This is a genomic window from Cyanobacterium stanieri LEGE 03274, from assembly GCF_015207825.1.
GTDB classification, from domain to species: domain Bacteria; phylum Cyanobacteriota; class Cyanobacteriia; order Cyanobacteriales; family Cyanobacteriaceae; genus Cyanobacterium; species Cyanobacterium stanieri_B.
Map to the genome: position 1 here is coordinate 12,498 of NZ_JADEWC010000008.1, position 24,593 is coordinate 37,090.

20 protein-coding genes are annotated in these 24,593 nt (G+C 37.0%); 11 read left to right on the plus strand and 9 right to left on the minus strand.

Translation table 11 applies throughout. From position 1 onward, the window contains the following. Positions 1 to 49: 49 nt before the first annotated feature. Positions 50 to 2,638 (minus strand): AAA family ATPase, encoded by a 2,589-nt coding sequence (locus IQ215_RS05120; protein WP_193800240.1) that lies wholly within the window; start codon positions 2,636 to 2,638, stop codon positions 50 to 52. 175 nt (positions 2,639 to 2,813) lie between these two features. Here IQ215_RS05120 and metH point away from each other — a divergent pair, with 175 nt between their 5' ends. Further along, positions 2,814 to 6,365, plus strand: coding sequence for a methionine synthase (metH, locus tag IQ215_RS05125; protein ID WP_193800241.1), 3,552 nt, complete (start codon positions 2,814 to 2,816; stop codon positions 6,363 to 6,365). Positions 6,366 to 6,424: 59 nt separating this feature from the next. Here the strand turns inward: metH and IQ215_RS05130 are convergent, their stop codons facing one another. From IQ215_RS05130 to IQ215_RS05145, 4 genes are all read right to left on the minus strand, one after another. Then, positions 6,425 to 7,072: an REP-associated tyrosine transposase gene (locus IQ215_RS05130; RefSeq protein WP_347239019.1), complete on the minus strand. Its 648-nt coding sequence runs from the start codon at positions 7,070 to 7,072 to the stop codon at positions 6,425 to 6,427. A 56-nt stretch (positions 7,073 to 7,128) separates the two neighbouring features. Next, positions 7,129 to 7,581 carry a divergent PAP2 family protein gene (locus IQ215_RS05135; protein WP_193800242.1) on the minus strand — a complete coding sequence of 151 codons (453 nt, stop codon included), beginning with the start codon at positions 7,579 to 7,581 and terminating at the stop codon, positions 7,129 to 7,131. 12 nt (positions 7,582 to 7,593) lie between these two features. Beyond that, a complete protein-coding gene (crtE, locus tag IQ215_RS05140) occupies positions 7,594 to 8,487 on the minus strand; it encodes a geranylgeranyl diphosphate synthase CrtE (protein WP_241735258.1) in 894 nt (297 codons plus the stop codon). A 154-nt stretch (positions 8,488 to 8,641) separates the two neighbouring features. Further along, positions 8,642 to 10,144: a serine/threonine-protein kinase gene (locus tag IQ215_RS05145; protein WP_193800244.1), complete on the minus strand. Its 1,503-nt coding sequence runs from the start codon at positions 10,142 to 10,144 to the stop codon at positions 8,642 to 8,644. Between the two features lie 133 nt (positions 10,145 to 10,277). On the opposite strand from IQ215_RS05145, the gene minC reads away from it, so the two are divergent. The 3 genes from minC to remA all read left to right on the plus strand — a co-directional run bounded on the left by minC (position 10,278) and on the right by remA (position 12,133). Continuing rightward, on the plus strand, positions 10,278 to 11,168 hold the full coding sequence (gene minC, locus IQ215_RS05150; protein WP_193800245.1) for a septum site-determining protein MinC: 891 nt from the start codon (positions 10,278 to 10,280) through the stop codon (positions 11,166 to 11,168). Positions 11,169 to 11,181: 13 nt separating this feature from the next. Beyond that, positions 11,182 to 11,610, plus strand: coding sequence for a VOC family protein (locus tag IQ215_RS05155; RefSeq protein ID WP_193800246.1), 429 nt, complete (start codon positions 11,182 to 11,184; stop codon positions 11,608 to 11,610). Between the two features lie 262 nt (positions 11,611 to 11,872). Then, positions 11,873 to 12,133, plus strand: a complete 261-nt coding sequence (gene remA / locus IQ215_RS05160; RefSeq protein WP_193800247.1) for an extracellular matrix/biofilm regulator RemA — start codon at positions 11,873 to 11,875, stop codon at positions 12,131 to 12,133. A 99-nt stretch (positions 12,134 to 12,232) separates the two neighbouring features. On the opposite strand, the gene glyQ is transcribed toward remA, so the two are convergent. Continuing rightward, positions 12,233 to 13,108 (minus strand): glycine--tRNA ligase subunit alpha, encoded by an 876-nt coding sequence (gene glyQ, locus IQ215_RS05165; protein ID WP_193800248.1) that lies wholly within the window; start codon positions 13,106 to 13,108, stop codon positions 12,233 to 12,235. A gap of 121 nt (positions 13,109 to 13,229) precedes the next feature. Here glyQ and IQ215_RS05170 point away from each other — a divergent pair, with 121 nt between their 5' ends. From IQ215_RS05170 to argF, 3 genes are all read left to right on the plus strand, one after another. Then, entirely contained in the window at positions 13,230 to 14,408 is a 1,179-nt protein-coding gene (locus tag IQ215_RS05170; RefSeq protein ID WP_193800249.1) for a response regulator, read from the plus strand. An 83-nt stretch (positions 14,409 to 14,491) separates the two neighbouring features. Next, entirely contained in the window at positions 14,492 to 17,326 is a 2,835-nt protein-coding gene (gene polA, locus IQ215_RS05175; RefSeq protein ID WP_193800250.1) for a DNA polymerase I, read from the plus strand. 114 nt (positions 17,327 to 17,440) lie between these two features. Then, entirely contained in the window at positions 17,441 to 18,364 is a 924-nt protein-coding gene (gene argF / locus IQ215_RS05180; protein WP_193800251.1) for an ornithine carbamoyltransferase, read from the plus strand. A gap of 331 nt (positions 18,365 to 18,695) precedes the next feature. Here argF and IQ215_RS05185 read toward each other — a convergent pair whose 3' ends face one another. After that, a complete protein-coding gene (locus IQ215_RS05185; protein ID WP_193800252.1) occupies positions 18,696 to 20,072 on the minus strand; it encodes a DUF4912 domain-containing protein in 1,377 nt (458 codons plus the stop codon). 270 nt (positions 20,073 to 20,342) lie between these two features. Then, complete coding sequence (gene larC / locus IQ215_RS05190) at positions 20,343 to 21,518, minus strand: nickel pincer cofactor biosynthesis protein LarC (protein ID WP_193800253.1); 1,176 nt, start codon at positions 21,516 to 21,518, stop codon at positions 20,343 to 20,345. A 53-nt stretch (positions 21,519 to 21,571) separates the two neighbouring features. Between larC and IQ215_RS05195 the strand changes: the two genes are divergently transcribed. The 4 genes from IQ215_RS05195 (at position 21,572) to IQ215_RS05210 (ending at position 23,635) form a co-directional block, all read left to right on the plus strand. Beyond that, positions 21,572 to 22,225, plus strand: a complete 654-nt coding sequence (locus IQ215_RS05195) for an L-threonylcarbamoyladenylate synthase (RefSeq protein ID WP_193800254.1) — start codon at positions 21,572 to 21,574, stop codon at positions 22,223 to 22,225. 39 nt (positions 22,226 to 22,264) lie between these two features. Next, complete coding sequence (locus tag IQ215_RS05200; RefSeq protein ID WP_193800255.1) at positions 22,265 to 22,411, plus strand: DUF2256 domain-containing protein; 147 nt, start codon at positions 22,265 to 22,267, stop codon at positions 22,409 to 22,411. Positions 22,412 to 22,462: 51 nt separating this feature from the next. After that, positions 22,463 to 22,861, plus strand: coding sequence for a hypothetical protein (locus tag IQ215_RS05205; protein ID WP_193800256.1), 399 nt, complete (start codon positions 22,463 to 22,465; stop codon positions 22,859 to 22,861). 141 nt (positions 22,862 to 23,002) lie between these two features. After that, positions 23,003 to 23,635 carry a hypothetical protein gene (locus IQ215_RS05210; RefSeq protein WP_193800257.1) on the plus strand — a complete coding sequence of 211 codons (633 nt, stop codon included), beginning with the start codon at positions 23,003 to 23,005 and terminating at the stop codon, positions 23,633 to 23,635. A 200-nt stretch (positions 23,636 to 23,835) separates the two neighbouring features. On the opposite strand, the gene IQ215_RS05215 is transcribed toward IQ215_RS05210, so the two are convergent. After that, entirely contained in the window at positions 23,836 to 24,429 is a 594-nt protein-coding gene (locus tag IQ215_RS05215; RefSeq protein ID WP_193800258.1) for an HAD-IIIA family hydrolase, read from the minus strand. Positions 24,430 to 24,593: the final 164 nt, after the last annotated feature.

Consider the following 24,593-nt stretch of genomic DNA (forward strand, 5'->3'; position numbering starts at 1 on the left):
AAGGGGGGCTAGGGGGGATCATTGTGGTATATTGATTATTGAGAATCACCTAATCGTTACTTGTTTCCTGATAAACCATCCCCTTCCATTGAAACTGCCCATATTGCCCATTTCGTGCCACCTCAAAAGCCTGTTTTAAAGACTCATCCCCCAATTCATCAATGATTCTTTTCAACTCCTCTAACTGGGGTTTAACATTGCTATCCTCTACCATCAAACCCCTTAACTTCGGTAACAATTTTTGTCCAAATTGATCTGAGATAGCTTTTTTTCTGATATTATCGTCTTGTAGAGCATTCGGATAGTTTACCACATACTTTGCGATCGCCTGATAAACTCGATGGGCAAAAGGTCTTCCCAAAGCCTCCATAATGTTATTAACTCGATTAACATAGTCTTTGACACTCTCTAAAACACTGCTACCCTCTTGGGGTTGTTGACACCAACTGTTAAAAGTTTCCCAAGACAAGTATTCTTTAGGAATGTCAACCTTCCGTTTAACTCCCCTTAACTTCAATTCGGGAGGTTTGCCAAAAGTTAATACATTTGCCCTATCTAACACTTTATCTGATAAAGACTGAGTGGTTTCATCCTCATTCATTGTGCCTACAAACAAAAATTGATCGGGAATTTTTACCCTTTTGTCTTCCTTTGATAACTTTAAACTACCTGCCTCAATTTCTAAAAAAGTATCGTCATTTCTTCTGCTTTCTAACTTAGATAAAAAATCACTAAAATAATATTCAACCCTTGCTAAATTCATCTCATCAAGCAATACTAAAACCATGCGATTTTTTAAGTCATTTTGCCTTTCATGTTGATAGAGATAACGCATTAACTCAGTAGGTTTATATTTCTTTTCAATATAGTTAAAAAACCCTTGTAAGTCTTGGGGAGAATCCCAACGGGGTTGCACAGGTAACATCACCAAAGGTGCACCAATAAACTCACCATAGGCTTGGGGTAACTCACTTTTTCCCGTGCCACTAATCCCGGCTAAAATTACTAAAGCAGAAATATCTTGCACCTTTAAAGAAGTGTGAAAAGCATTAATAACCCTATCAGAAAAAGTTAAGCCTTTTGCTTTTAAATAACTCTTCAATTGATTTAAGAAATCAGATTCACTCTCAAAATATTTTTCTATTTGTGCTTTAACTTCTACGGGAATCTTTAAGGCTTGGAAAGCATAATCAACACTATTTTTTATCTCCTCTAAATCCTCTTTCAATCTTTTAATTTCCTTTTGTAACTCTTTAATTTTACCTTCTTTTCTTTGTATCTCTATTTCTCTCCATTTAATTTCATTTTCTAAATTTTCTTTTTCTGTTTCTAAATATTCTATTTTGCGTTTTAAACTACCTAAATCATTCCTTTTAATTCTAAATTGTGCCTCTAATTCATCTAATTCTCTTCTTAATATATCAGCCTGTTGAGCCTTTGTTTCAATCGTTTGAATTTCTTGTAAAATTCTATCTCTTTCTGATTCTAAACGAGGAATTTCTAAAACTAAAGTTTGCTGTTGATTTTCTAAGGTTTCGTATTCATTTTTTAGGGCATCATAGCTACTTCTAAAAATTTCTAATTCAGCAGTTTTTTGATTGAGATTTTCTAGCTTATGGTTTAAGTTTATTAATTCATTTTGTTTTTGTTCAAATTCTTCTTTTATGTTATTTAATTTAATCTCATATTTTTCATTCTCATTAATTTTATTTTGAATTATCTCTTTTTGATGATTAAGATTGTCAATATCATCTAAAATTTGATTTTGCTTATTTTCTAAAATGCTATATTCTTCTTTTAAAGCATTATAATTTACATTAAATATCTCTAAATCTTCTTTTTTTTGCTTAAAATTATTTATTTGATTATTTAATTCTTTTAGTCGATATTTTTTATGTTCAAATTCTTCTTGAATATTATTTAATCTTATCTGGTACTTTTCCTGCTCAATAATTTTTTCTTGAATTAATTTTTTCGTGTTGTTAAGAATCTCAATTTCTTGTAAGATTTTATTCTGTTCCTTTTCCAAGATGGTATATTTTTGGTTTAAAGCCTCATAGTTGACTTTGGCAATCTCTAAATTTTCTTTACTTTTACTTAATTTGTCTATATTTTGCTTTAAATCATCTAATTCAGCTTGTTTTTGCAAAAATTGACTAGATACTAAAGATAAATTATTTTTTTGATTTTCTCTTTCTTTTATTTGCTCTTTAATATTATTTAATTCTGCTGTTGATTCATCAATTTTTATTTTTAATATTTTATTTTGTTTAATTCTTGCTTCTAACTCTTCTAAATTATAATGTTCTTGTTTAATGGTAATAATTCTTGTTTCTAAATCTTCTTTTTCCTCATTTAAATTATTAATTTTTGTTGTCAATAATTTTTGCTGTTGTTGTAAATAATCCAGTTGTGGTTTAAATCCAAATGCTTCTTTCAATTCCCGATTTTTTTCGTCTAATTTATCTACGTCTTTCTTAATTAAAGTAGTAGAAATATAGCCTCCAGAAGTTGTAGCGAAAAAACCGACTATACTTTGTGATAAATTACCACCAGTCACTGCAATAACTAACGTTGCTAAACCACCAGTAACAGCAGAGGGAATGATTTGAGAAATAAACTGAGGTGGTTTTTTCATAAATTGTATTTGATTAATAGCCTATGTATGTAATCTTAATACTCGAGCTTAGAGAGAATAAATATTTTCATGATTTTTAACATTCCATTTTTGTCAGACATTCTAAGCCCTTAAATAAGCTAAAGTAGTTAATATACATAACTTATAGAAGCAATCATATATAAATAACTACTCCATGAAAAGCCTATTCTTAGAAAGACTCCATAGCAAAGATCGCCCCGTGCTAGTATTAGATGGTGCTATGGGTACAAACCTACAAGTGCAAAACCTCACCGCCGAAGACTTTGGCGGGGCAGAATATGAAGGATGTAACGAATATTTAGTCCACACCAAACCCGAAGCCGTGGAAATCGTCCATAGGGGCTTTTTAGAAGCAGGGGCTGATGTTATCGAAACCGACACCTTTGGGGGTACACCCCTAGTATTAGCAGAATATGATCTTGCGGATCAATCCTATTATCTAAATAAAACCGCCACTGTACTCGCCAAAAGAGTAGCCCAAGAATATTCCACCCCCGAAAAACCCCGTTTCGTGGCAGGAAGCATTGGCCCGGGTACAAAATTACCCACCCTCGGACACATCGACTATGATACCCTAAAAGATGCCTACGTCACCCAAGTTCAAGGGTTATACGATGGTGGTGCCGACTTACTGTTAGTGGAAACCTGTCAAGACGTACTACAAATAAAAGCCGCCCTCAACGCCATCGAAGAAGTATTCAAAGAAAAAGGAGAAAGACTCCCCCTGATGGTATCTGTCACCATGGAAACCATGGGTACTATGTTAGTGGGTACAGAAATCAGCGCAGCCCTTGCCATTCTTGAGCCTTATCCCATCGATATATTGGGGCTAAACTGTGCCACAGGCCCTGATTTGATGAAACCTCACATCAAGTATTTAAGCGAAAATTCCCCCTTTGTGGTTTCCTGTGTACCCAATGCAGGTTTACCTGAAAACGTCGGAGGACAAGCACACTACAAACTATCTCCCATTGAGTTAAGAATGCACCTAATGCACTTTATCGAAGACTTGGGAGTACAAATTATTGGTGGTTGTTGTGGTACTCGTCCTGATCATATCAAAGCCTTGGCGGAAATTGCCACTACCCTCAAACCCAAAGAGCGTCATTATAATTATGAGCCTTCCGCTGCGTCTATTTATGGCACTCAACCCTACCAGCAAGATAATTCTTTCTTAATTGTGGGGGAAAGATTAAACGCCAGTGGCTCGAAAAAATGCCGTGATATGCTCAACGCCGAAGATTGGGATGGTTTGGTATCCCTTGCCAAAAGTCAGGTAAAAGAAGGGGCGCATATCCTTGATGTCAACGTCGATTATGTGGGGCGTGACGGGGAAAAAGATATGCACGAATTGGCTTCCCGTCTGGTGAATAATATCACCCTCCCCCTCATGCTAGACTCCACGGAATGGCAAAAAATGGAGGCAGGATTAAAGGTGGTGGGGGGTAAATGTATCCTAAACTCCACTAACTATGAGGATGGAGAGGAAAGATTTTTTAAGGTATTAGAATTGGCGAAGCAATATGGCGCTGGGGTGGTAATTGGTACTATCGATGAGGATGGTATGGCGCGCACGGCGGATAAAAAATATGAAATTGCTAAACGTGCCTATAACGATGCGCTGAAGTTTGGTATCCCTGCCCATGAAATCTTTTTTGATACCCTTGCTTTGCCCATTTCCACTGGGATTGAGGAAGACAGGGAAAATGGTAAGGCGACTATTGAATCTATTGCGCGCATCCATGCAGATTTCCCCGAATGTCATTTTATGTTGGGGGTTTCTAATATCTCCTTTGGTTTGAATCCTGCTGCCCGTCAGGTGTTAAACTCGGTGTTTCTCCATGAGGCGATGCAGGTAGGGATGGACGGTGCGATCGTTTCTCCTAATAAAATATTACCATTAGCTAAGATTGACGAAAAATCTTTAGAAATTTGTCGGGATTTAATCTACGATAATAGAAAATTTGATGGGGATATTTGTACTTATGATCCTTTAGGAGAATTAACCACCTTATTTCAGGGTAAAACCACTAAAAGTAATAAGAAAAATGTGGCTGATTTACCCATCGAAGAAAGATTAAAACAACATATTATTGAAGGGGAAAGAATTGGCTTAGAAGATGCTTTGAATATTGCCCTAGAAAAGTATCCTCCTTTAGATATTATTAATGTTTTTTTATTGGATGGTATGAAAGTTGTGGGAGAGTTATTTGGTAGTGGACAAATGCAATTGCCTTTCGTTTTACAATCTGCCCAAACCATGAAATCGGCCGTAGCTTTTCTTGAACCTTTTATGGATAAATCCGATAGTGATGGCAGTGGTAAAGGTACATTTTTAATTGCCACAGTGAAGGGAGATGTCCATGATATTGGTAAAAATTTAGTAGATATTATTCTTTCTAATAATGGTTATAAAGTGGTTAATATTGGTATTAAACAACCTGTGGAAAATATCATTAAAGCGTATCGAGAATCTAATGCAGATTGTATCGCCATGAGTGGTTTATTAGTAAAATCCACGGCATTTATGAAAGATAACTTAGAAACCTTTAACCAAGAGGGAATAAATGTTCCCGTCATCTTGGGTGGGGCTGCCTTAACTCCTAAATTTGTTTATGAAGATTGTCAAAATGCTTATAACGGTAAAGTGGTTTATGGTAAAGATGCCTTTGCCGATTTACATTTTATGGACAAATTAATGCCTGCAAAAAACAGCAGTCAGTGGGATAATTTACAGGGATTTTTAGGAGAATTTGAAGAAGAAAATAATCTCTTTAAAGGTCGTAATTTTGATGATTCAGGGGAGGTAAAAACTGAGGATAAAAAAGAGAAAGAAGAAGAAAAAGACCAGGTAATTGATACCCGTAGAAGTGAAGCAGTGGACGTAAATATTGAACGTCCGACTCCTCCTTTTTGGGGTACAAAAATTATGTATCCCGATGAGTTTGATTTTGACGATCTTTTCTGGTATTTAGATTTACAAGCCTTGTTTGCTGGGCAATGGCAATTCCGTAAACCCCAAGGGCAACCAAGGGATGAATATAATGAGTTTTTAGCGGAAAAAGTACATCCTATTTTGGATGAATGGAAAGCGAAAATTCAAGCGGAAAATTTATTACATCCCACCCTCATTTATGGTTATTTCCCTTGTCAATCGGAAGGTAATACTTTATATATTTATAACCCTGAAAATCCTGAAGCGAAGGAAGAAATTGCCAAATTTGAATTTCCTCGCCAAAAGTCTGGTAAAAGACTATGTATTGCCGACTTTTTCGCTTCTAAAGATTCGGGTATTATCGATGTTTTCCCCATGCAGGCGGTGACAGTGGGCGAAATTGCCACAGAATACGCTCAAAAACTGTTTGCCAATGATGAATATACCAATTACCTCTATTATCATGGTATGGCGGTACAAACGGCGGAAGCCATGGCGGAATGGTGTCATGCAAGGATTCGACGGGAGTTAGGTTTTGGCGATTTAGAGCCTGATAATATCCGTGATATGTTTAAACAACGCTATCAGGGTTCACGGTACAGTTTTGGTTATCCTGCTTGTCCTAATATGTTAGATCAATATGTGCAGTTAGATCTGTTGGATACTAAGCGCATTGATATGTATATGGATGAGTCTGAACAAATATACCCTGAACAGTCCACCAGTGCGATTATTTGTTATCATCCTGTGGCGAAGTATTTCAGTGCTTAAGTTCGTAGTAAGCCCTTTAGGGCTTTTTGAAGGGCTTCAGCCCTCACTACGAACTTGGTTTAATCATCCCATCCTTTACCATAGTCTTTTACAGGGTATTTTACCCAACTATCTCTTAACCAGTCTCTACCTTTCTCCTGTAAATACCAATGTACGCTGCTTTCTAACCAATCATAAGGAGAGTTAATGTAGTTATGTTTCACAGGATTATAATGTATGTAGTTCAGGGTTGTGTAATAATGTCTTTTGGAGCGAATGGCGCGATCGCTAAAACGATACCATACTTTACGTCCTCTTTGATTATCTTCTAAATTCCATTGATAGGAAGTAACACCATGAATTGCTTTAAAAATTGAGGAGAGAATTAATAAATTGGGCAAATAGACCAATAAATGATAATGATTCACCAAAATTACCCATCCTCTAATTTCTATTCCTTCATGGATAAATTTTTCAAACAAGAGGTTTAATAATTGTTGACGACGAGATGAAGTATTTAAAATTTTTTGATGTTGATAACAGGCAATTGTAAGTAAATAAAAGCCCTCAATTTGTATGGGATGAGGCGGAGAATGAGCGGGAAATCCTTTTTTAAGTCTCTCTTGCACTAATTCCAATTTTTGTTGATGACTTAATTTATGATACTCATACATAATCCTAGTTTGTAGTAATGGCTTTAGCCTTGATTCTACTGATAATAATGCCACTAAAGTGGCAACTACAAACTTAATTCAATAATTTTTGATTTATTTTCTACTCGAAATCAAATTAAGGGTAAGAAAATAGCAGAACTTAAGATGCCTAAAATCAATCCTACTACTACCTGAAAAGGAGTATGCCCCAATAACTCCTTAAGTCTTTCTTCGTTAAAATCTTCATGGTTAATCATGCCTTCCATAATTTGATTTAATACTCTTGCTTGTTTTCCTGCGGCCTGACGTACCCCCGCAGCATCATACATGACGATTCCTGCAAAAATAGAGGCGATCGCAAATTCGGGGGAAGACCAACCCAAAGTTTGCCCTATACCCGTTGCTAAAGAGCCTACAAGGGCAGAGTGAGCGCTAGGCATACCCCCCGTACTCACAATGTAACGGAAGCTAAATTTGCGGTTGTGAACTGTATCTACGGTAACTTTGATGATTTGAGAGATAATACAAGATAAAAGGGGAATGACAATTAACTTATTGCTTAAAATTTCACTGACTATCTGCATTTTTCACTCCTCTTAATTTTTTCTATTAACAATATATTCCGCAAGAGCTTTTAAGGGTTGAGCTTTTTCCCCATAGATAGTTAACTGTGCGATCGCACCTTCAATCAACTCATCAGCCTTAACCTTAGACTCCTCAAGCCCCCACAACTTAGGATAAGTAGCCTTATCAGCCGAAACATCCTTACCAGCAGTTTTCCCTAACTCCTCGCTAGTAGCCGTGACATCCAAAATATCATCAATAATTTGAAAAGCTAAACCGATATTTTTCGCATAAATAGAAAGACGATTTAAATCCTCCTGATTCGCCCCAGCCAAAACAGCCCCAGAAGTTACACAGGCTTCCAACAAAGCCCCCGTCTTGTGAATATGAATAAAACTCAACATCTCCGCCGTCACATCAGTTTTACCCTCACACTCTAAATCCATCACCTGCCCCCCTACCAAACCTTGAGCGCCCACGGCCCTAGTTAAAATCTTAATAACCTCCAACACATTTTCAGGAGGTACCCCCTTAGTTTCCCTCGCTACATACTCAAAAGCATAGGTTAACAAACCATCCCCAGCCAAAATAGCAATATCTTCCCCATAAACCTTATGATTAGTTAACTTACCCCGACGATAATCATCATTATCCATAGCAGGTAAATCATCATGGATTAAAGACATAGTATGAATCATTTCCAAAGCACAAGCAGAAGGAATCGCCATCTCATCATTACCCCCCATCAACTCACAAGTAGCCAAACACAAAATAGGGCGCAATCTCTTGCCCCCCGCCAACAAAGAATAACGCATCGATTCATAAATCTTCTCAGGCTTACCCATGGGTAAAGACTCATCCAAAGACTTTTCTACTAACCCTTTCTTTTCCTTTAAATAGCTTTGTAAATCAAACACAGAATTCAACTTTCCTTTACTTGCCTTTATTTCCAACGAAAAAAAGAGACTAATAATCCCTTCCTAGATATACCAGATATTATTATCAATGATCACCGACCATTAAGCAATAAAAAATAGGGCATAAAAATTTAATTATCAACTATCCATTATGCATTATCCATTATTTAGCCCTTGCCACCGCCGCCAAAATAGTTTTCTTCACCGACTCAAACTGCTTTTTCAAAATAATTTTACTCGCCTCAGGTTGCCTCTCCCCTCCCCAAGAAGAAGCCCTCATCACAAAACTTTGTAACTGTTTAAGTTTCTCAACACTAACATTAACCGTCAACTTCTGCTTATAACCAGAAGGATTTCCCAACTCAAACAAAAGAATATAATATTTTTTCTGACTCACTAAATGGGTGCTAATTTGATAACCAATATCCGTTTTTAAATCCAAATAACAAGGCAACCACTTCGGCTCATAACTGCGATTATAAAGTAGATTTACCCATAAAATCATTGGATGTGGGGTAGCCTGAAACATAAAATGGGTAAAGCAAAAAGTTGACTTAGGCTGAAAATGTAACACCTCATCAGCGTCAAGCATACTCCATAAACTAGAAAACGTACCCTCTTGGGCTTCCGTTAAATTGGGGAAAACAATCTTTTTCTGGGGCTTATCTTTTGGCCAAACACTTTGACGATATACCGTGCTTAAAGGCAAATTAGAAGAAGCCTCCTGACTTTTGTGGTTAATTTCTTCATCAGCGCCACTATATTCCCTTTCCAAAGGAATAATTAGTTTCAAAATTTCCCTAATACTCTGAGGGCGACGGGCGGGAGACTTATTTAAACACTTCATGATTAAGTCGTCCAACTCTGGGGGTAATTCTAAATAACTAGGTAACTTTTTCGGGGCAAACTCATTATGGGCTTTGTACCATGATTGAAAATTATGAGCCTCGGCCTTAATGGGAGTTTCACGGGTTAACATTTGATACATTAATACCCCTAAACTATATATATCAGAAGTAGGTTTTAATTCTTCCTCTGCCATTTGCTCAGGGGAGCAATATTCAGGAGTACCCATGAAGGATTTTTGTGTTAAAGATTCGTCGGGATTATGAATTTGAGCAATACCAAAATCAAGAATTTTTACAAAATGAACTTGTTTTGGATCTTTACTCAAAAAAATGTTACTTGGTTTTATATCTCGATGAATAATCGGTGCTAATTCATTGTTAACTAAAATACCGTTATGAGCGCACTCTAACCCCAAACATATCTGATAAATTAGAGATAGAAATTTGGGTAAAGAAAGGGGCTTTTTCTTAATCAGTTGATCTAAATCATAACCTTCCAAATATTCCATCACATAAAACGGCACTTGACTATCATCTACACCGTAATCCTTTACCCTGACAATATGATCACTTTGTTCACCCAATAAAGCACTTATTCTAGCTTCTTTTTGAAAACGATCGCGCATCTTCCCATCCAATAAAGCCTGAGAAAGAAATTTAATCGCCACTACCCCATCATTATTATTAGTATCAAAAGCCTTGTAAACCTGCCCCATGGCGCCCTTCCCCAAAAGATTACCGATTTTGTAACGATTAACCAATAATTCTCCTGAATCTTTTTGTAAAGACTTAACCAAATCCGAGATGGGCTTAAACATTGTGATACTATACCTCTACCATTACGGGTTGCCACGGAGATAAATTCTCAGCACCCCTCTAAATATATTATAAAATTGAAACCATTAGTTTTTTGTCCTTCCCTAAAAAAACAATTTACCTCCTTCAATAATAATGATCAATCCAGCTGATAACATACCCCCTGAAAGTGATAACCTTAATTCCCCAGAATCATCTATTACCGAAGAAGTTTCAGAAAACCCCCCCCTATCTAGTCAAGAGCAAATAAAACTGAAACAAGAAGGAGATTTTGTCTATCTTTTTTTACCCCTCCAAAAAGCTAACGACAATCATCAATGGCTAAGGATGGTTGAAGACTTCAAAACTAGATTACAAAAAATGGATAAGTCATGGCTTCCTGACACAAAAGCCCACTTAGAAAGTCACGATAAATTATTAGATACCCGACAAATTAGAGAATTAGACGAAATCCTTGAGCAAAATCAACTAAAACTCGATTTAGTAGTCACCCAACGTCGTCAAACCGCCGTAGCGGCCGCTAGTGCTGGTTATTCCGTCAAACAAAATCCATCTATTTCCCTTTTCGTTAAACCGAAGGAAAATCCCCAACAAAATTTGACTGAACCTTTGTATATTAAAACTAACTTACGCTCGGGGGTGCAAATAGCCCATGATAGTACAGTAATTGTTTTGGGGGATGTTAACCCGGGGGCGACGATTGTGGCGGGGGGAGATGTGTTCGTTTGGGGTACGTTAAAAGGTATTGCCCACGCAGGGGCCAGGGGTAATCGAGAATCACTTATCATGGCACTAAAAATGAATCCTACTCAATTGAGGATTGCCGATTTAGTCGCTAGGGCGCCCGATGATAATCCCGATAATAATGTGGCGGAGGTGGCTTATATCGGTGAGGAGGGCATTAGAATTAGAGATGCGGATACTTTTCGTAAGTTGAATGTTTTTGATAAGCAAAAGCAATATTGGCAGAATCGTCATTCTGAGTTGAGATTCGAGCGCACCGAAAACCTAACCATTGAAAATTGATTATTTTATAACCATGAGTGATATTCTTTTTCATCTAGCAATTCCCATGATTAATAGGGAAGATACCGAAAATTTTTACGCTAATATATTGGGAGCTAAGTTGGGCAGAAATAATGATCATGCGATGATTTTTGATTTTTATGGACATCAATTAGTTACCCACACTAGCAAAGAAAATATTGCTCCCCCTCGGGGTATTTATCCCCGTCATTTTGGCATTGTTTTTACTCAGGAATCTGATTGGGATGAATTAGTTTATAACTGTGAAAATAAACAAGTTAATTTTTATCAACCCCCTCGCATTCGCTTTTTAGGGGAATTAACGGAACATAAAACCTTCTTTTTACAAGATCCAGCCTATAACATCCTAGAATTTAAGTTTTATCGTCACTATGAAGCTATTTTTGGGGCGAATAATATGACGGCTATAGGCGATCGTTAAATTAATATTATCCTCAATAAATTAATTTTTATCCATTAATAAAAACAGTTCTTATTTTTGAAGGAAAACTTCTTATAAATTTTAACTATAATTGTTTCTTTATATTGTTTATAATTGTCATTAACCTAAAAAAATAAAGATATAATTACCATTTATTTTAAACGGTTTAAAAAACCACTCTTTTAGGTTTACTTTTATATATTTGTGTTATTATTCTAGTCATTATCTATAAAGTCATTATCTATAATAAATTACAAAATTGATGGATAGCAAATTAGTAAATATCGGTTTTGGGAATATCGTTTCTGGTAGTAGAATTATTGCCATCGTCTCTCCCGAATCAGCACCCATAAAAAGGATTATTAACGAAGCTAAAGATAAAGGTCAGTTGATTGATGCTACCTATGGCAGAAGAACAAGGGCAGTGATTGTCACCGACTCCAACCATATTATCCTATCTTCCATTCAACCTGAAACCGTTGCTCAACGATTCTCCTCCCCTAAGGATGGAGAAAATAAATAAAAAAAGTTGTACATTAAGTAATCAACCTTCTTTTGTGAGTCTTGAAAAACCGTTGCCATAGCCGTGTAATTGATTACACGGTGGCCAAACTAAAAAGATTTACTGTGCCATGAGAGGAAAATTTAAACTCTCCCTTTGCGCCAGATATTGATGGGCTACCTCACGGGCAAGATTTCTAATCCTACCAATATAACGAGTTCTTTCCGCCACAGCTATTACCCCCCGAGCGTCAAGAAGATTAAAACAATGGGAACATTTAAGAACATAATCAAGGGCAGGTAAAACCAAATTTTTATTAATTAATTGATTGGCTTCTTCTTCATATAAGCTAAAAAGTTTAAACAAGAAATCGGGGTTGGATGCCTCAAAATTATAGGTACATTGTTCAATTTCCCCTTGTAGAAAAATATCACCATATTTAAGGTTATCATTCCACTGAATATCATAAATACTATCCACATCCTGCAGATACATGGCTAAACGTTCTAAACCGTAGGTAATTTCGATCGCCACGGGTTTACAATCAATACCGCCACACTGTTGAAAATAGGTAAACTGAGTAATTTCCATACCATCTAACCACACTTCCCAACCCACACCCCAAGCACCAAGGGTGGGAGATTCCCAGTTATCCTCCACAAAACGAATATCATGATCTTCAGGATGAATACCAAGGGCTTGGAGAGATTCGAGATAAATTTCTTGAATATTATTGGGGGAAGGTTTAATTAATACTTGATATTGATAATAATGTTGTACACGGTTAGGATTTTCCCCATAACGGCCATCGGTAGGACGACGACAGGGTTCAACATAAGCCACCGCCCAAGGCTCGGGGCCTATAGCCCTTAGGAATGTATGATGATTCATTGTCCCTGCCCCTTTTTCTGTATCGTAAGATTGGGCAATCATACAACCCCTGTTGCTCCAAAAGTCATTTAGACGAGCGATAATATTTTGAAAGTTAATAGTCATGAATTACAATAAAAGTTATTGAAATAAAATTTTAAATTTCCTACTAATCCACTAAACTGATTAGAAAGTATAAGACTATACTAGGATCAGTTTTGCTCAGCATACATATAATTTATCACTAATGGATACGCCCCCAACCCAAAACTATAGTGTCCCCATCAAGGAGTTTGTAGCTTCAAAGCAGACTTATTTATTTAATACCCTGAAAAAACATCAATTTACGGGGGAATTAACCTTGAGTTATCCTGGTAATACGGAATGGAAGTTTTATCTTAATTTGGGCCGCATTGTCTATGGTACGGGGGGAGAACATTCGGTAAGGCGATGGAGGCGTAATTTAGGGGCTTATTTACCTGAAATCGCTACGGATCAGGCTTTTTTGGAACGGGAGTTACAGTGGATTGCGGATCAAAGGGAGATTAAAATCTGTTGGGATTATGATTTGTTGAAGCGTTGGTTATCTTTAGAAAAAATTTCCCGTAATCAGGTATTAGCGATGATTAATGCGATGTTGATGGAGATATTTTTTGATCTTAATCAAGTTCCTGAGATTGTTTTTCGCCTTGATCCTGATTTTGATATTCCTTTATCTGAACAGATTTTTTTGATTGATAGTAATAAGATTATCACTCCCGCTTGGAAGTCTTGGCAACAGTGGCTGGGGGCAAAAATGGCCGATCGCTCTCCAAACAAGGCTTTAATGATAAAGTATTCTGAGGAGTTAAAGTTAAAGTGTCCTCCGAAGGTGTATCAGGTATTTACTAAGTTAATTAATGGGCGTAATACCATTCGGGATTTGGCATGGCAACTAAAAAGGGATTTACACCAAGTGGGTAAGTTACTTTTGCCTTACATTGAGGAGGGTTATATTAGTCTTAATTCCATTGCGGATTTACCGCCCCCTGTGTCGGCTACTACTATTGTTCAACCTGAAAATACCATTTTAGTGGCTTGTATTGATGATAGTCCTGCCATTTGTCAGACTCTCCATAGTATAGTCAAACCTGCGGGTTATCGTTTTGTGGCCATTACTGATCCCATAAAGGCGATCGCCACTATCCTTGCATCAAAACCTGATATAATCTTCCTGGATTTGGTGATGCCCAATGCCAATGGTTATGAAATTTGTGCCAGTATTCGTAAACTTTCTTTTTTTCGTAATACTCCCATTGTTATTCTTACTTCCAATGATGGGATGGTGGAAAGGATGCGCACCAAAATTGTTGGGGCAACGGATTTTCTCTCGAAACCCATACAGCCCGATGAGGTTTTAAATATGATTAGTAAACATCGACCGTAAAAAAATTGACAATGGACGATGGACAATGGACAATTACGGTAAGCTAAAATCTTCTGATTCATACCATACAAACATAATTCTTCATGGATTCTTTATTTCTCCTCATCGATGGACATTCCCTTGCTTACCGTGCTTATTATGCCTTTGCCAAGGCTAGAAAAGGGGCTTTGCGCACCTCCACAGGGATTCCCACCAGTGTTTGTTATGGTTTTCTCAATTCCTTATTTCAATTGATTGACGGTTATCAGCCTGAGTTAGTGGCGATCGCATTTGACCTCCGAGAAGCGACTTTCCGCCATACTGCTGATGCTAATTATAAGAGCGATCGCAAGGAAACCCCCGATGATTTTATGGAAGATTTATATAATTTACAACAGTTATTACAAGCCCTTAATATCAGCATTGTTACCGCTTCAGGCTATGAAGCCGATGACGTTTTAGGCACTCTTGCTCTCCAAGGTTCTCAACAAGATTATACCGTTAAAATTGTAAGTGGCGATCGGGATTTATTTCAATTAGTGGATGATGAGAGTAAAATTAGCGTTCTTTATCCCGACAAAAACTTTGGTAAATACAACGAATTTACCGAAAAGGAAGTTTTTGACAAAATGCAAGTCCAAACCAAGCAAATAGTCGATTTTAAAGCCCTCTGCGGAGATAAATCCGATAGCATACCAGGGGTGTTAGGTATTGGAGAAAAAACCGCCGTTAAATTATTACAAGAATACGATAATTTAGCCAATATTTATACCAATATAGACCAGATAAAAGGAGCAACTCAAAAAAAACTAATAAATGGCGAAAAAGATGCCCTTCATTCCCAATATTTAGCCCAAATAATTACCGATATAGACTTAGAAAATAACTTAGAAAATTATCAATTGACAGGAATTAATCAAGAACAAACTATCACATTATTAGAACAACTAGAATTAAAGAGTTTTATCAACCAAATTAATAAAATTCAACAAAAATTAGGCGGTCAAGAATTTAAACTCACCTCTCCTAACGAAGCTCAAGAAAATGAGCAATTATCTTTATTTAACACTCCCAACAAACAAGAAATTATCAAGCCCATAATTATTGATAGTCAAGAAAAATTAACCAATTTAATTACGACCTTAAAACAACAAACTGACAGTAAAAAACCCACCGCATGGGATACCGAAACCAACTCCCTAGATACTCAAAAAGCCGACTTAATTGGTATTGGTTGTTGTTGGGGTGAAACAGAAAAAGAAAGCGCTTATATTCCCCTAAAACATACCCAAGGGCAACAATTAGGCTTTGATATGGTATTAGAAAAACTAAAACCTATTCTCGAGAATAAAACCTATCCCAAAACCTTACAAAATGCTAAATTTGATCGTTTAGTTTTTGCCCATCAAGGTATAAAATTACAAGGGGTTGTATTCGATACCATGTTGGCTAGTTATGTGTTACAGCCCGAACAAAGTCACAAGTTAAGTAGTCTTTGTTTACAATATTTAACCGATATTATCTCCCAAGAATATGATGACTTAGGTATAAAAAAAGGAGAAACCATTGCTAATTTATCCATTGAAACCGCTGCTTCTTACTGTGCCTTAGATGCGATCGCCACTTATAAATTAACGATAATTTTACAAGAAAAATTAAACAAAATTCCCGAACTACAAGAAGTATTTAACCTTGAAATAAAACTCGAGCCAATTTTGGCACAAATGGAAAAAGACGGCATCAAAATTGATAAAGAATATTTAGAACCATTATCCCAAGAAATAGGAAAAGATCTAGAAAAAATAGAACAAAAAGCCTACGAATTAGCAGGAGAAAAACTTAACCTTTCCTCCCCCAAACAACTAAGCGAATTACTGTTTGAAAAACTAGGACTCGATACCCGTAAAACAAAGAAAACTAAAACAGGATATTCCACCAATCAAGTAATACTAGAAAAACTAGAAAAAGATCATCCCATCATTCCCGAAATCCTACAACATCGCACCCTTTCCAAACTTAAATCCACCTACATAGATAGCCTCCCAACCCTAATCAATCCCCATACCCAAAGAATTCACACCAACTATAACCAAACCGTCACCGCCACAGGCAGACTCTCATCATCTAATCCTAATCTACAAAATATTCCCATCCGTTCTGAATTTTCCAAACAAATTAGAAGGGCATTTATTCCCCAAGAAAACTGGTTATTTTTAGGGGCAGACTATTCCCAAATAGAACTAAGAATTCTAGCGCACCTTAGCCAAGAACCAATATTAATTGAAGCCTATCAAAATAATCAAGATATTCATACCGTAACCGCCCAATTATTATTAGATAAAAAAGAAATAGATTCCTATGAAAGAAACCTCGGAAAAACCATTAATTTTGGTGTAATTTACGGCATGGGAGCGCAAAAATTTGCCCGTAAAACAGGAGTGAGCGTCAAAGAAGCACAAAAGTTTATTCAAATATACCAAGAAAAATATGCAGGTATATTTAATTACTTAGAAAGAATGAAAAAAGAAGCCCTAGGCAATGGTTATGTCACAACAATTTTAGGGAGAAGAAGATATTTTAATTTTGGAAATAGCGTTTTAAATTCCTTAAAAGGACAAGAAATAAACTCCATTAACCTAGCAGAATTAAAATTAAATAATTATGATGCCCAAGCCCTAAGAGCAGCGGCTAATGCACCCATTCAGGGTTCTAGTGCCGATATTATAAAAATGGCTATGGTAAAAATCAGTGAATTACTCTCATCCTATGAAACTAAATTATTATTACAAGTTCATGACGAATTAGTATTTGAAATCCCCCCCCATGAAGTAGAAGAATTAACCATAAAAATTAAAAATATCATGGAAAATGTAATTAATTTATCCATACCTTTAATTGTGGATATAAATATAGGAAAAAATTGGATGGAAGCAAAGTAAATAAACCAATGCAAAATCATTAATTGATAACAGAGATTAAAAAAAAGTCAACATCATAGACATTGTTCGTTAAAATGAGAGATTATTAAAATCTGGATAAAAAAAGCATAATTTATGACTAATTTGACAGGCAGAGACTTACTAAATATCACAGACTTAAACACCGCAGAAATCAAAACAATTCTTGATTTAGCCACCGACTTAAAAAATGGTAAAAAAGAATTTAACTGTAATAAAACCCTAGGACTACTATTTTATAAAGCCTCCACCCGTACCCGTGTATCCTTCAGCGTAGCCATGTATCAATTAGGAGGCAATGTTATTGATTTAAACCCCAGCCGTACCCAAGTGGGTAGAGGAGAACCAATCCAAGACACTGCAAGGGTTTTAAATCGTTATTTAGATATTCTTGCCATTCGGACTTTTGCCCAAGAAGACATCCAAACTTTTGCCGATTACTGTGATATTCCTATCATTAACGCCCTCACAGATTTAGAACATCCCTGTCAAATTCTCGCCGATTTACAAACCATCCAAGAAACCTTTGGACAATTAGAAGGTTTAACCATGACTTACTTAGGAGATGGTAACAATGTGGCTCATTCTTTGCTTTTAGGGGGTGTGTTAATGGGCATGAATGTGCGTTTGGCTTGTCCAGAGGGTTATCTTCCCTCCCCTGACATTGTGGCACAAGCCCAAGCCTTAGCGACAAAACCCGAACAGGTGATTATCACCCAAGACATTCAAGGGGCGGTGGAAAATGCCCATGTATTATATACAGATGTATGGGCAAGTATGGGGCAGGAGGAAGAAACTGAACAACGGATTCCCATTTTTATGCCCTATCAAATTAACCAAGAATTACTTAATTTCGCTCATAACGATGCCATTGTCTTGCATTGTCTTCCTGCTTATCGAGAAAAAGAAATTACCGACGAGGTGATGGAAGGCTCTCAATCTCGTATTTGGGATCAAGCCGAAAATAGGATGCACGCCCAAAAGGCTCTCATGGCTTGTTTATTGGGGTTAAATAACTGATGTTACGCAAAAAAGATAATTAGTTCTTGGTTTGAGGTGTCAGGTATCGGGTATCAGGTTCAAAAATTTAGAAAAACTGTATGTTAATTAATGGTCTGATTTTCGCTTTCTCAATAACCTAATAAAAACTTTTCGTATTTTTAACCTGCCACCTGTTATGTCAAGTGCGCTTGATCACTTATAAATTAGCAGTATTAATATCTTAGTTCAATTTATTGAACGAACTACTATTAGTCGTGTAATTCATTACACGGTGGGCGAAGATACAATCTATTTATAAAAAAAAGCCCCTCTCCATGGGAAAGGGGACAAAAAATTGATTATTATTTATTTATTGCTTTTTGACGGGGGGAAACCATTCAAGGGTGGCTTCCTCCTTGGTGTTGGTATTGCGAGAAGGGGTTTCACGGGTAAATTCCATGTGAATAGAGCGGGTTTGCTCACCATCCGCAGCCACGGCAACGATGGGATAATCAATTAGGCCGTCTTGGAAGGACATCTGGAAGCGGAAAGTACCATCAGGGTTGAGTTTGATCGGTCTTCCGCCAATGGTAACGGTGGCATCGGGTTCGGTAGCTCCGTAAACGATTAATTCAGCATCGGCTACTAACCAGAATTTGCGAGGTTGGGCGGTAATGCCTAATCCAGCCCCTGAGCCACTAGCCAATAATCCAGCACCAGAGCCACTGGCCATCATGCCTACCCCTGAGCCTCCTGCATAGCTCACCATGCCCATTCCTGCGCCTGAGGCGGTGGGTACAGCCCACATACCAATCCCTGAAGGGAATACGTAGGAACTAACGGCATTTTCGGGAATCATAGAACTAGGGGCTTGTTGCATACTGCCATAGAGTGAACCTGCTACTCTTTGAGCCTCAGCGCCCCGGGCCATACCAAAGATTTCGTCGTAGATTTTATTTTCTCTTTGTCGGGCTTCTTGGGCTTGTTGCTGGGCGATCGCAACTTTTTTCGCAGGGGGAGTTAACTCATAAACCTTCTTACCCTTAAGCTCTTCTTCCCAATTAACGGTAATAAATACATCTTCTACCCAATCACTAGGATACACAGGGGGAACACGTACAGGGGTCGAACGGGCTAAAATTAACCAACGACCATCAGCACAACGGTAACCAATGTCGATCAAATAATCGCGATCGCTCACAGGAATAGGTAAATACCACTCTCTAGCCAACTCATCACAAAGATACTCTTGAATATTATGGGGGCTTTGATGCTCAATATTAATATCAGTAACATCATATAAACGTAAAGCTAACTGTTGCCCCCCTTGCATTCTTAAACTTTCTTTTTGCTCATGGGGTACATCCCAATAGGCATAAGCCCACTGAGGATCTCTGGGTAATAGTACTATTCTACTTTCTCCATAACCCCCCGGAAGCTCTCCGATTCCTTCATCAACAGATGCTAAGGTTGCCATGGAGAGATCTTCTTGCCCTTGTCCGACATCAAATTTTGATACTTCCATTTTCGGTTCTCTCTGATTATTAACTGGACTTGATTTTGATAAATTATTGGTATTAACAGAATTTATTGCATTAGTGGGTATAAGTTCTTTTTGTCTGGCTTGAATAGCACTTAATAACTGTGCTTTCCTCATGCGACTATAGCGAGGAATATTTAGCTCACTCGCTACCTTGCGCAGTTGCCTTAAAGTCATTTCCTCAATAGGTGGTCGTGATTTTGACATGAGATCAAATCTCCGTGGGATTGATAGTTTAATATGTTTAGGTCATATTAGAACCTGATTTTTTAGCAATTTTATTCCTATATAACTAGGATGGGGATCGCTTATATTAGCTTTATGTAAACCAATAAACCCCTTACTTGTCAAGAGGTTTGAGCAATTGTTTTCTTTCTATCACGAAATATTAAGGCTTTGGGGATCGTTATTGTCAAATTTTCATGACATTTTGAGATCAAAAGTTTAGGCATCCCTTAACCGTAAAAAAAATAACCCCTAATTAATGGCTTTCCTTACTTCCAACATTACTTCACCTAAAGGAATTTGTAATCTTTTAGCCACTGAAACACAATCATCATATTCTGGTTGAATATTGACAACTTCTGAACCATTTTGAGCAATTTTTACCCTCACATCACCATATTTGGTACTCACGGTTTGCAGATGCCGACTCAAAATAGAGCGAGTTTGTATCTGTTTACGAATGCCCAGAGTAGAAGTTTCTCGAAAAATAAACCCTTCACAAACACCAACTCTATCCAAATCACAAATCACCGTCAATAAAACCCCTGGGCGATTCTTCTTCATGGCTACAGGTTGAGTAAAAACATCCCTAGCCCCCAACTGTAATAACTCATCCATCACATAACCAAAAATCTGTGGCGACAAATCATCGATTTGGGTTTCCAATACTGCAACAGTTTCTTCATCAATAACCTCATCTTTTTCCCCTATCCAAAGACGGAGAATATTAGGCATTGCTAAATCCTGATTCCCTGCCCCTAAACCCACTTTATCTAAATTCATAGTGGGGGGTTGACCAAATTTTTTAGCTAAAGTTGTCACAATGGCCGCGCCTGTGGGGGTGACTAACTCTTTATCAATACCATTGCTATATAAAGGCACTTTGCCCATTTGACATAATTCTAACACTGCAGGGACAGGGACAGATAATTTTCCATGGGCAGCTTTGATAGTGCCTCCCCCAGTGGGTAATGGAGAACATTCCAAGCTATTAATATTAAAATAATCTAAACCAATACAAGTGCCGATAATATCAACTAAGGCATCCGTTGCACCTACTTCGTGGAAATGAACTTTTTCTGGAGAGATACCGTGAACTTTCCCCTCTGCGATCGCCAGTTGCCGAAAAATTGCTAAACTATTGTTAGTGACAGTTTCGGGTAAATTAGCTTGAGTTATAATTTGCTCAATCTCTGGTAAATGACGATGGTGATGGTGATGATGGTGTTTTAAATTAACCTCAACTTTTGTTGCCCTTTGCCCCTGTCTTTGTACATCACGCCCTGTTAAGCTATATTCATCACTTAAATTGAGACTTTTTAACCTATCAATGAGATACTTAAGGGGCATTCCTGCATCCACCAAAGCACCGAGAAACATATCTCCTGCGATACCCGTTGGACATTGTAAATAAGCAATTTTCGACATTTGATAAACCTTTTTTTGGATATTTTTTTTAACTAATACTTATTACATATTCTATGGCCACTATATATCAATTAAACTCCGAAAATCCCCAAGGGCGATCCATCGAACAAATTACCGATGCCCTAAAACAAGGGGCAATTATGCTTTATCCCACAGATACAGTCTATGCCATTGGCTGTGATTTAAATGTTAAATCTGCGGTACAAAAAGTAAGACAAATTAAACAATTATCTAGCGATAAACCCCTTACTTTTTTATGTTCTTCTCTATCTCATATTTCGGAATATGCCATGGTAAGCGATGAAGCCTATCGAATTATGAAAAGATTAATTCCGGGTCCCTATACTTTTGTTTTACCTACCACTAAATTAGTTCCTAAATTGGTCATGTCTCCTAAACGCAAAACCACAGGAATTAGAGTACCAGATAATAATATATGTCAAAGTTTATTGGCATCTTTAGATAATCCTATTATTTCTACATCTGCACATTTTCCAGATGATGAGGGAAAGTATCCTTCTTATAATTGGGAAAAAGCAAGATTATTTGATCATTTAGAAAAATTAGTTGATATTATCATTGATAATGATGATGAACCAGGATTAAAAGTTTCTACAATTATTGACTTAAGTACCTCAGAAGCTACAGTAATTAGGAAAGGTTTAGGATGGGAACAATTAGATAATTTATTTAGTTTTTCTAGCTAATTATTAATATAATATCTGTTTTTTATTATAGTAATTTATATGGCAAAACAGCGGAAAAAATCTGATTTACCTAATAAAATATGCCCTGTGTGTGGTTTATCTTTTTCTTGGCGTAAAAAATGGGAAAAATGTTGGAATGATGTTAAATATTGTTCAGACAGATGCCGAAGGCGCAAAAATTCTTAATGGATATTTTAGTAATAAATAAATAATAAAAAACCGAAGGGAGCATAACCTATGAAACCAGATTATAGAACCATTTTAATAAATCCTAATTACGCAAATTATGGGTGTCTTTCATTGTTATTGATTTTAACCCTCATTGTGGCTATCGTCGGCTGGGATTGGGTAATCAATGGAGTTGTAATTTTTCTTGCTTTGCTCATCATCGTACCTGTGGTCGGTGGTTTAATTTTTCGTTGGTGGTTAAAAGCGAATATTATGGAAGATAGTTGCCCTGTGTGCGGTTATACCTTTGCAGGATTTAATAATAAACAGTGTCGTTGCCCTAGCTGTGGTGAAACTCTGATGGCTAATCATGGAAATTTTGAAAGGGTTACCCCTGAAGGCACTATTGATATTGATGCGGTGGATGTTTCTGTTAAAAATATTGATGATAATTTAGACAGTAAATAATGATAAAACTTCAATTGTTAAGTTTTAATAATTACTTGTTAGGTTGCAAAATATCAGAACTAGCATAAAAAAACGATTAAGTAAATCAAGTAAAAATATTCTTTACTAAATTTGCAATCGAATAACTCTACATCACAAAAAATGAATAAATATTTACCGATCTTTCTTTCTACTGTGTGCATATATGGAGGAATTAATTTATCATTGTCACCGTACAATGTAGAGGCGATTTCAGCCCCGATTATTGCACAGAATAGAAATGTAAATGGACGTAACGTAAGAGAAGTTCGCTACCCGCAAAAAGGCGGTGGCTTTTTTCAACAACAGGCTGATGGTTCGTGGGTTGAAACCAACTCCGATGGAAGGTTTACTTTCCGAGAAGAAAATCGAGATGATTGGTCAGTTTATCTAATTAAATCTGATGGGTTACCTATTCAATTAGATTTACACCGAAGGGAAGTTATCTGGCGGGGGCAAGGAAAACTTTATGACATAGAAGGTGCGTATCAAACCGTTAGCACCAACGGATATAATGTCACAGAAGTTCGTTATCCTCAAAAAGGTGGTGGGGTTTTTCAACAACAGGCTAATGGTTCGTGGGTTGAAACCAACTCCGATGGAAGGTTTACTTTCCGAGAGCAAAATCGAGATGCTTGGTCAGTTTATTTAATTAAATCTGATGGTTTACCTATTCAATTAGATTTACACCGAAGGGAAGTTATCTGGCGGGGGCAGGGAAAACTTTATGATATTATATCTAGTTCGGATAATTAGTTATAAATAGATTTTATCTTCGCCCACTGCGTAATTCATTACACGGCTAATGATAGTTCGTTCAATTTATTGAACTAATCTATAAGTGATTAAGCAGACTCGATATTACATTTCTACAGGTTACAGGTATTAAGGTGATGGGGAGTAACGGTGATAATAGTTTAATATTAGCCTTCATTACTAGACTTGTCCAGCGCACCTTACCTGTTTCCCTTCTCCCATTGCAAAATCCAATCTACCGCCTCACTCAAATCCGAGGCAATATAATCAGGTGTGGTGTTATGTTGATACTTTCCTTCCACAACCTGTGTACCATAGCCAGTGGTGACGAGAATACCTGTCAAACCTGCATTATGGGCTAAATCAACATCAGTCGCCTTATCCCCCACCATAAAACTACCTTGTAAATCTAAATCATGTTCCCATGCCGCCGCCACCAACATTCCCGTATTAGGTTTACGCCATGTACCCCAGTAGGTAAACTCAGGGTTTATTCCCCCCGCATTGGGGCTGAGATAGGGGCAATAATAAAGGGCATCTAATTTTGCTTGGGCTTCTTGCCACAACAATTGTTCTAATCTTTGGTGTAATGCTTTCACATGACTATCGGGATAATAATTTCTAGCCGGCCCTGATTGATTGGATACTAGGCAACAGAAAAAGTCACTATCGTTAATTTTTTTGACCGCTTTGGCAACATTGGGAATCAGTCGTAAGTCTTCTATATTGTATATGTATCCTGCCTCAACATTCAAAACACCATCACGATCCAAAAAAACTGCTTTTTTCGCCACAACTATATCCTTGATTTTTGCTGAAAAGTAATTTTAATTAATTTGATTTAATTTCCTATGTACGGGGTTTACCTTATATTTTTTAGTCTAGTTTAAGTTAATTAATTTTTGCTTAATCCTGAGCAATTATCTGATTTTTGTCAATTCTTTTGGTGGGCATTGCC

Bases quoted from the DNA above. Each gene is read 5' to 3' on its own strand.
- IQ215_RS05210 (WP_193800257.1), top strand. From the start codon at position 23,003: ATGAATAAATATTTACCGATCTTTCTTTCTACTGTGTGCATATATGGA.
- IQ215_RS05135 (WP_193800242.1), bottom strand. From the start codon at position 7,581: ATGCAGATAGTCAGTGAAATTTTAAGCAATAAGTTAATTGTCATTCCC.
- metH (WP_193800241.1), top strand. From the start codon at position 2,814: ATGAAAAGCCTATTCTTAGAAAGACTCCATAGCAAAGATCGCCCCGTG.
- polA (WP_193800250.1), top strand. From the start codon at position 14,492: ATGGATTCTTTATTTCTCCTCATCGATGGACATTCCCTTGCTTACCGT.
- IQ215_RS05185 (WP_193800252.1), bottom strand. From the start codon at position 20,072: ATGTCAAAATCACGACCACCTATTGAGGAAATGACTTTAAGGCAACTG.
- argF (WP_193800251.1), top strand. From the start codon at position 17,441: ATGACTAATTTGACAGGCAGAGACTTACTAAATATCACAGACTTAAAC.
- IQ215_RS05195 (WP_193800254.1), top strand. From the start codon at position 21,572: ATGGCCACTATATATCAATTAAACTCCGAAAATCCCCAAGGGCGATCC.
- IQ215_RS05145 (WP_193800244.1), bottom strand. From the start codon at position 10,144: ATGTTTAAGCCCATCTCGGATTTGGTTAAGTCTTTACAAAAAGATTCA.
- IQ215_RS05120 (WP_193800240.1), bottom strand. From the start codon at position 2,638: ATGAAAAAACCACCTCAGTTTATTTCTCAAATCATTCCCTCTGCTGTT.
- IQ215_RS05200 (WP_193800255.1), top strand. From the start codon at position 22,265: ATGGCAAAACAGCGGAAAAAATCTGATTTACCTAATAAAATATGCCCT.
- larC (WP_193800253.1), bottom strand. From the start codon at position 21,518: ATGTCGAAAATTGCTTATTTACAATGTCCAACGGGTATCGCAGGAGAT.
- IQ215_RS05155 (WP_193800246.1), top strand. From the start codon at position 11,182: ATGAGTGATATTCTTTTTCATCTAGCAATTCCCATGATTAATAGGGAA.
- remA (WP_193800247.1), top strand. From the start codon at position 11,873: ATGGATAGCAAATTAGTAAATATCGGTTTTGGGAATATCGTTTCTGGT.
- IQ215_RS05205 (WP_193800256.1), top strand. From the start codon at position 22,463: ATGAAACCAGATTATAGAACCATTTTAATAAATCCTAATTACGCAAAT.
- IQ215_RS05170 (WP_193800249.1), top strand. From the start codon at position 13,230: ATGGATACGCCCCCAACCCAAAACTATAGTGTCCCCATCAAGGAGTTT.
- minC (WP_193800245.1), top strand. From the start codon at position 10,278: ATGATCAATCCAGCTGATAACATACCCCCTGAAAGTGATAACCTTAAT.
- glyQ (WP_193800248.1), bottom strand. From the start codon at position 13,108: ATGACTATTAACTTTCAAAATATTATCGCTCGTCTAAATGACTTTTGG.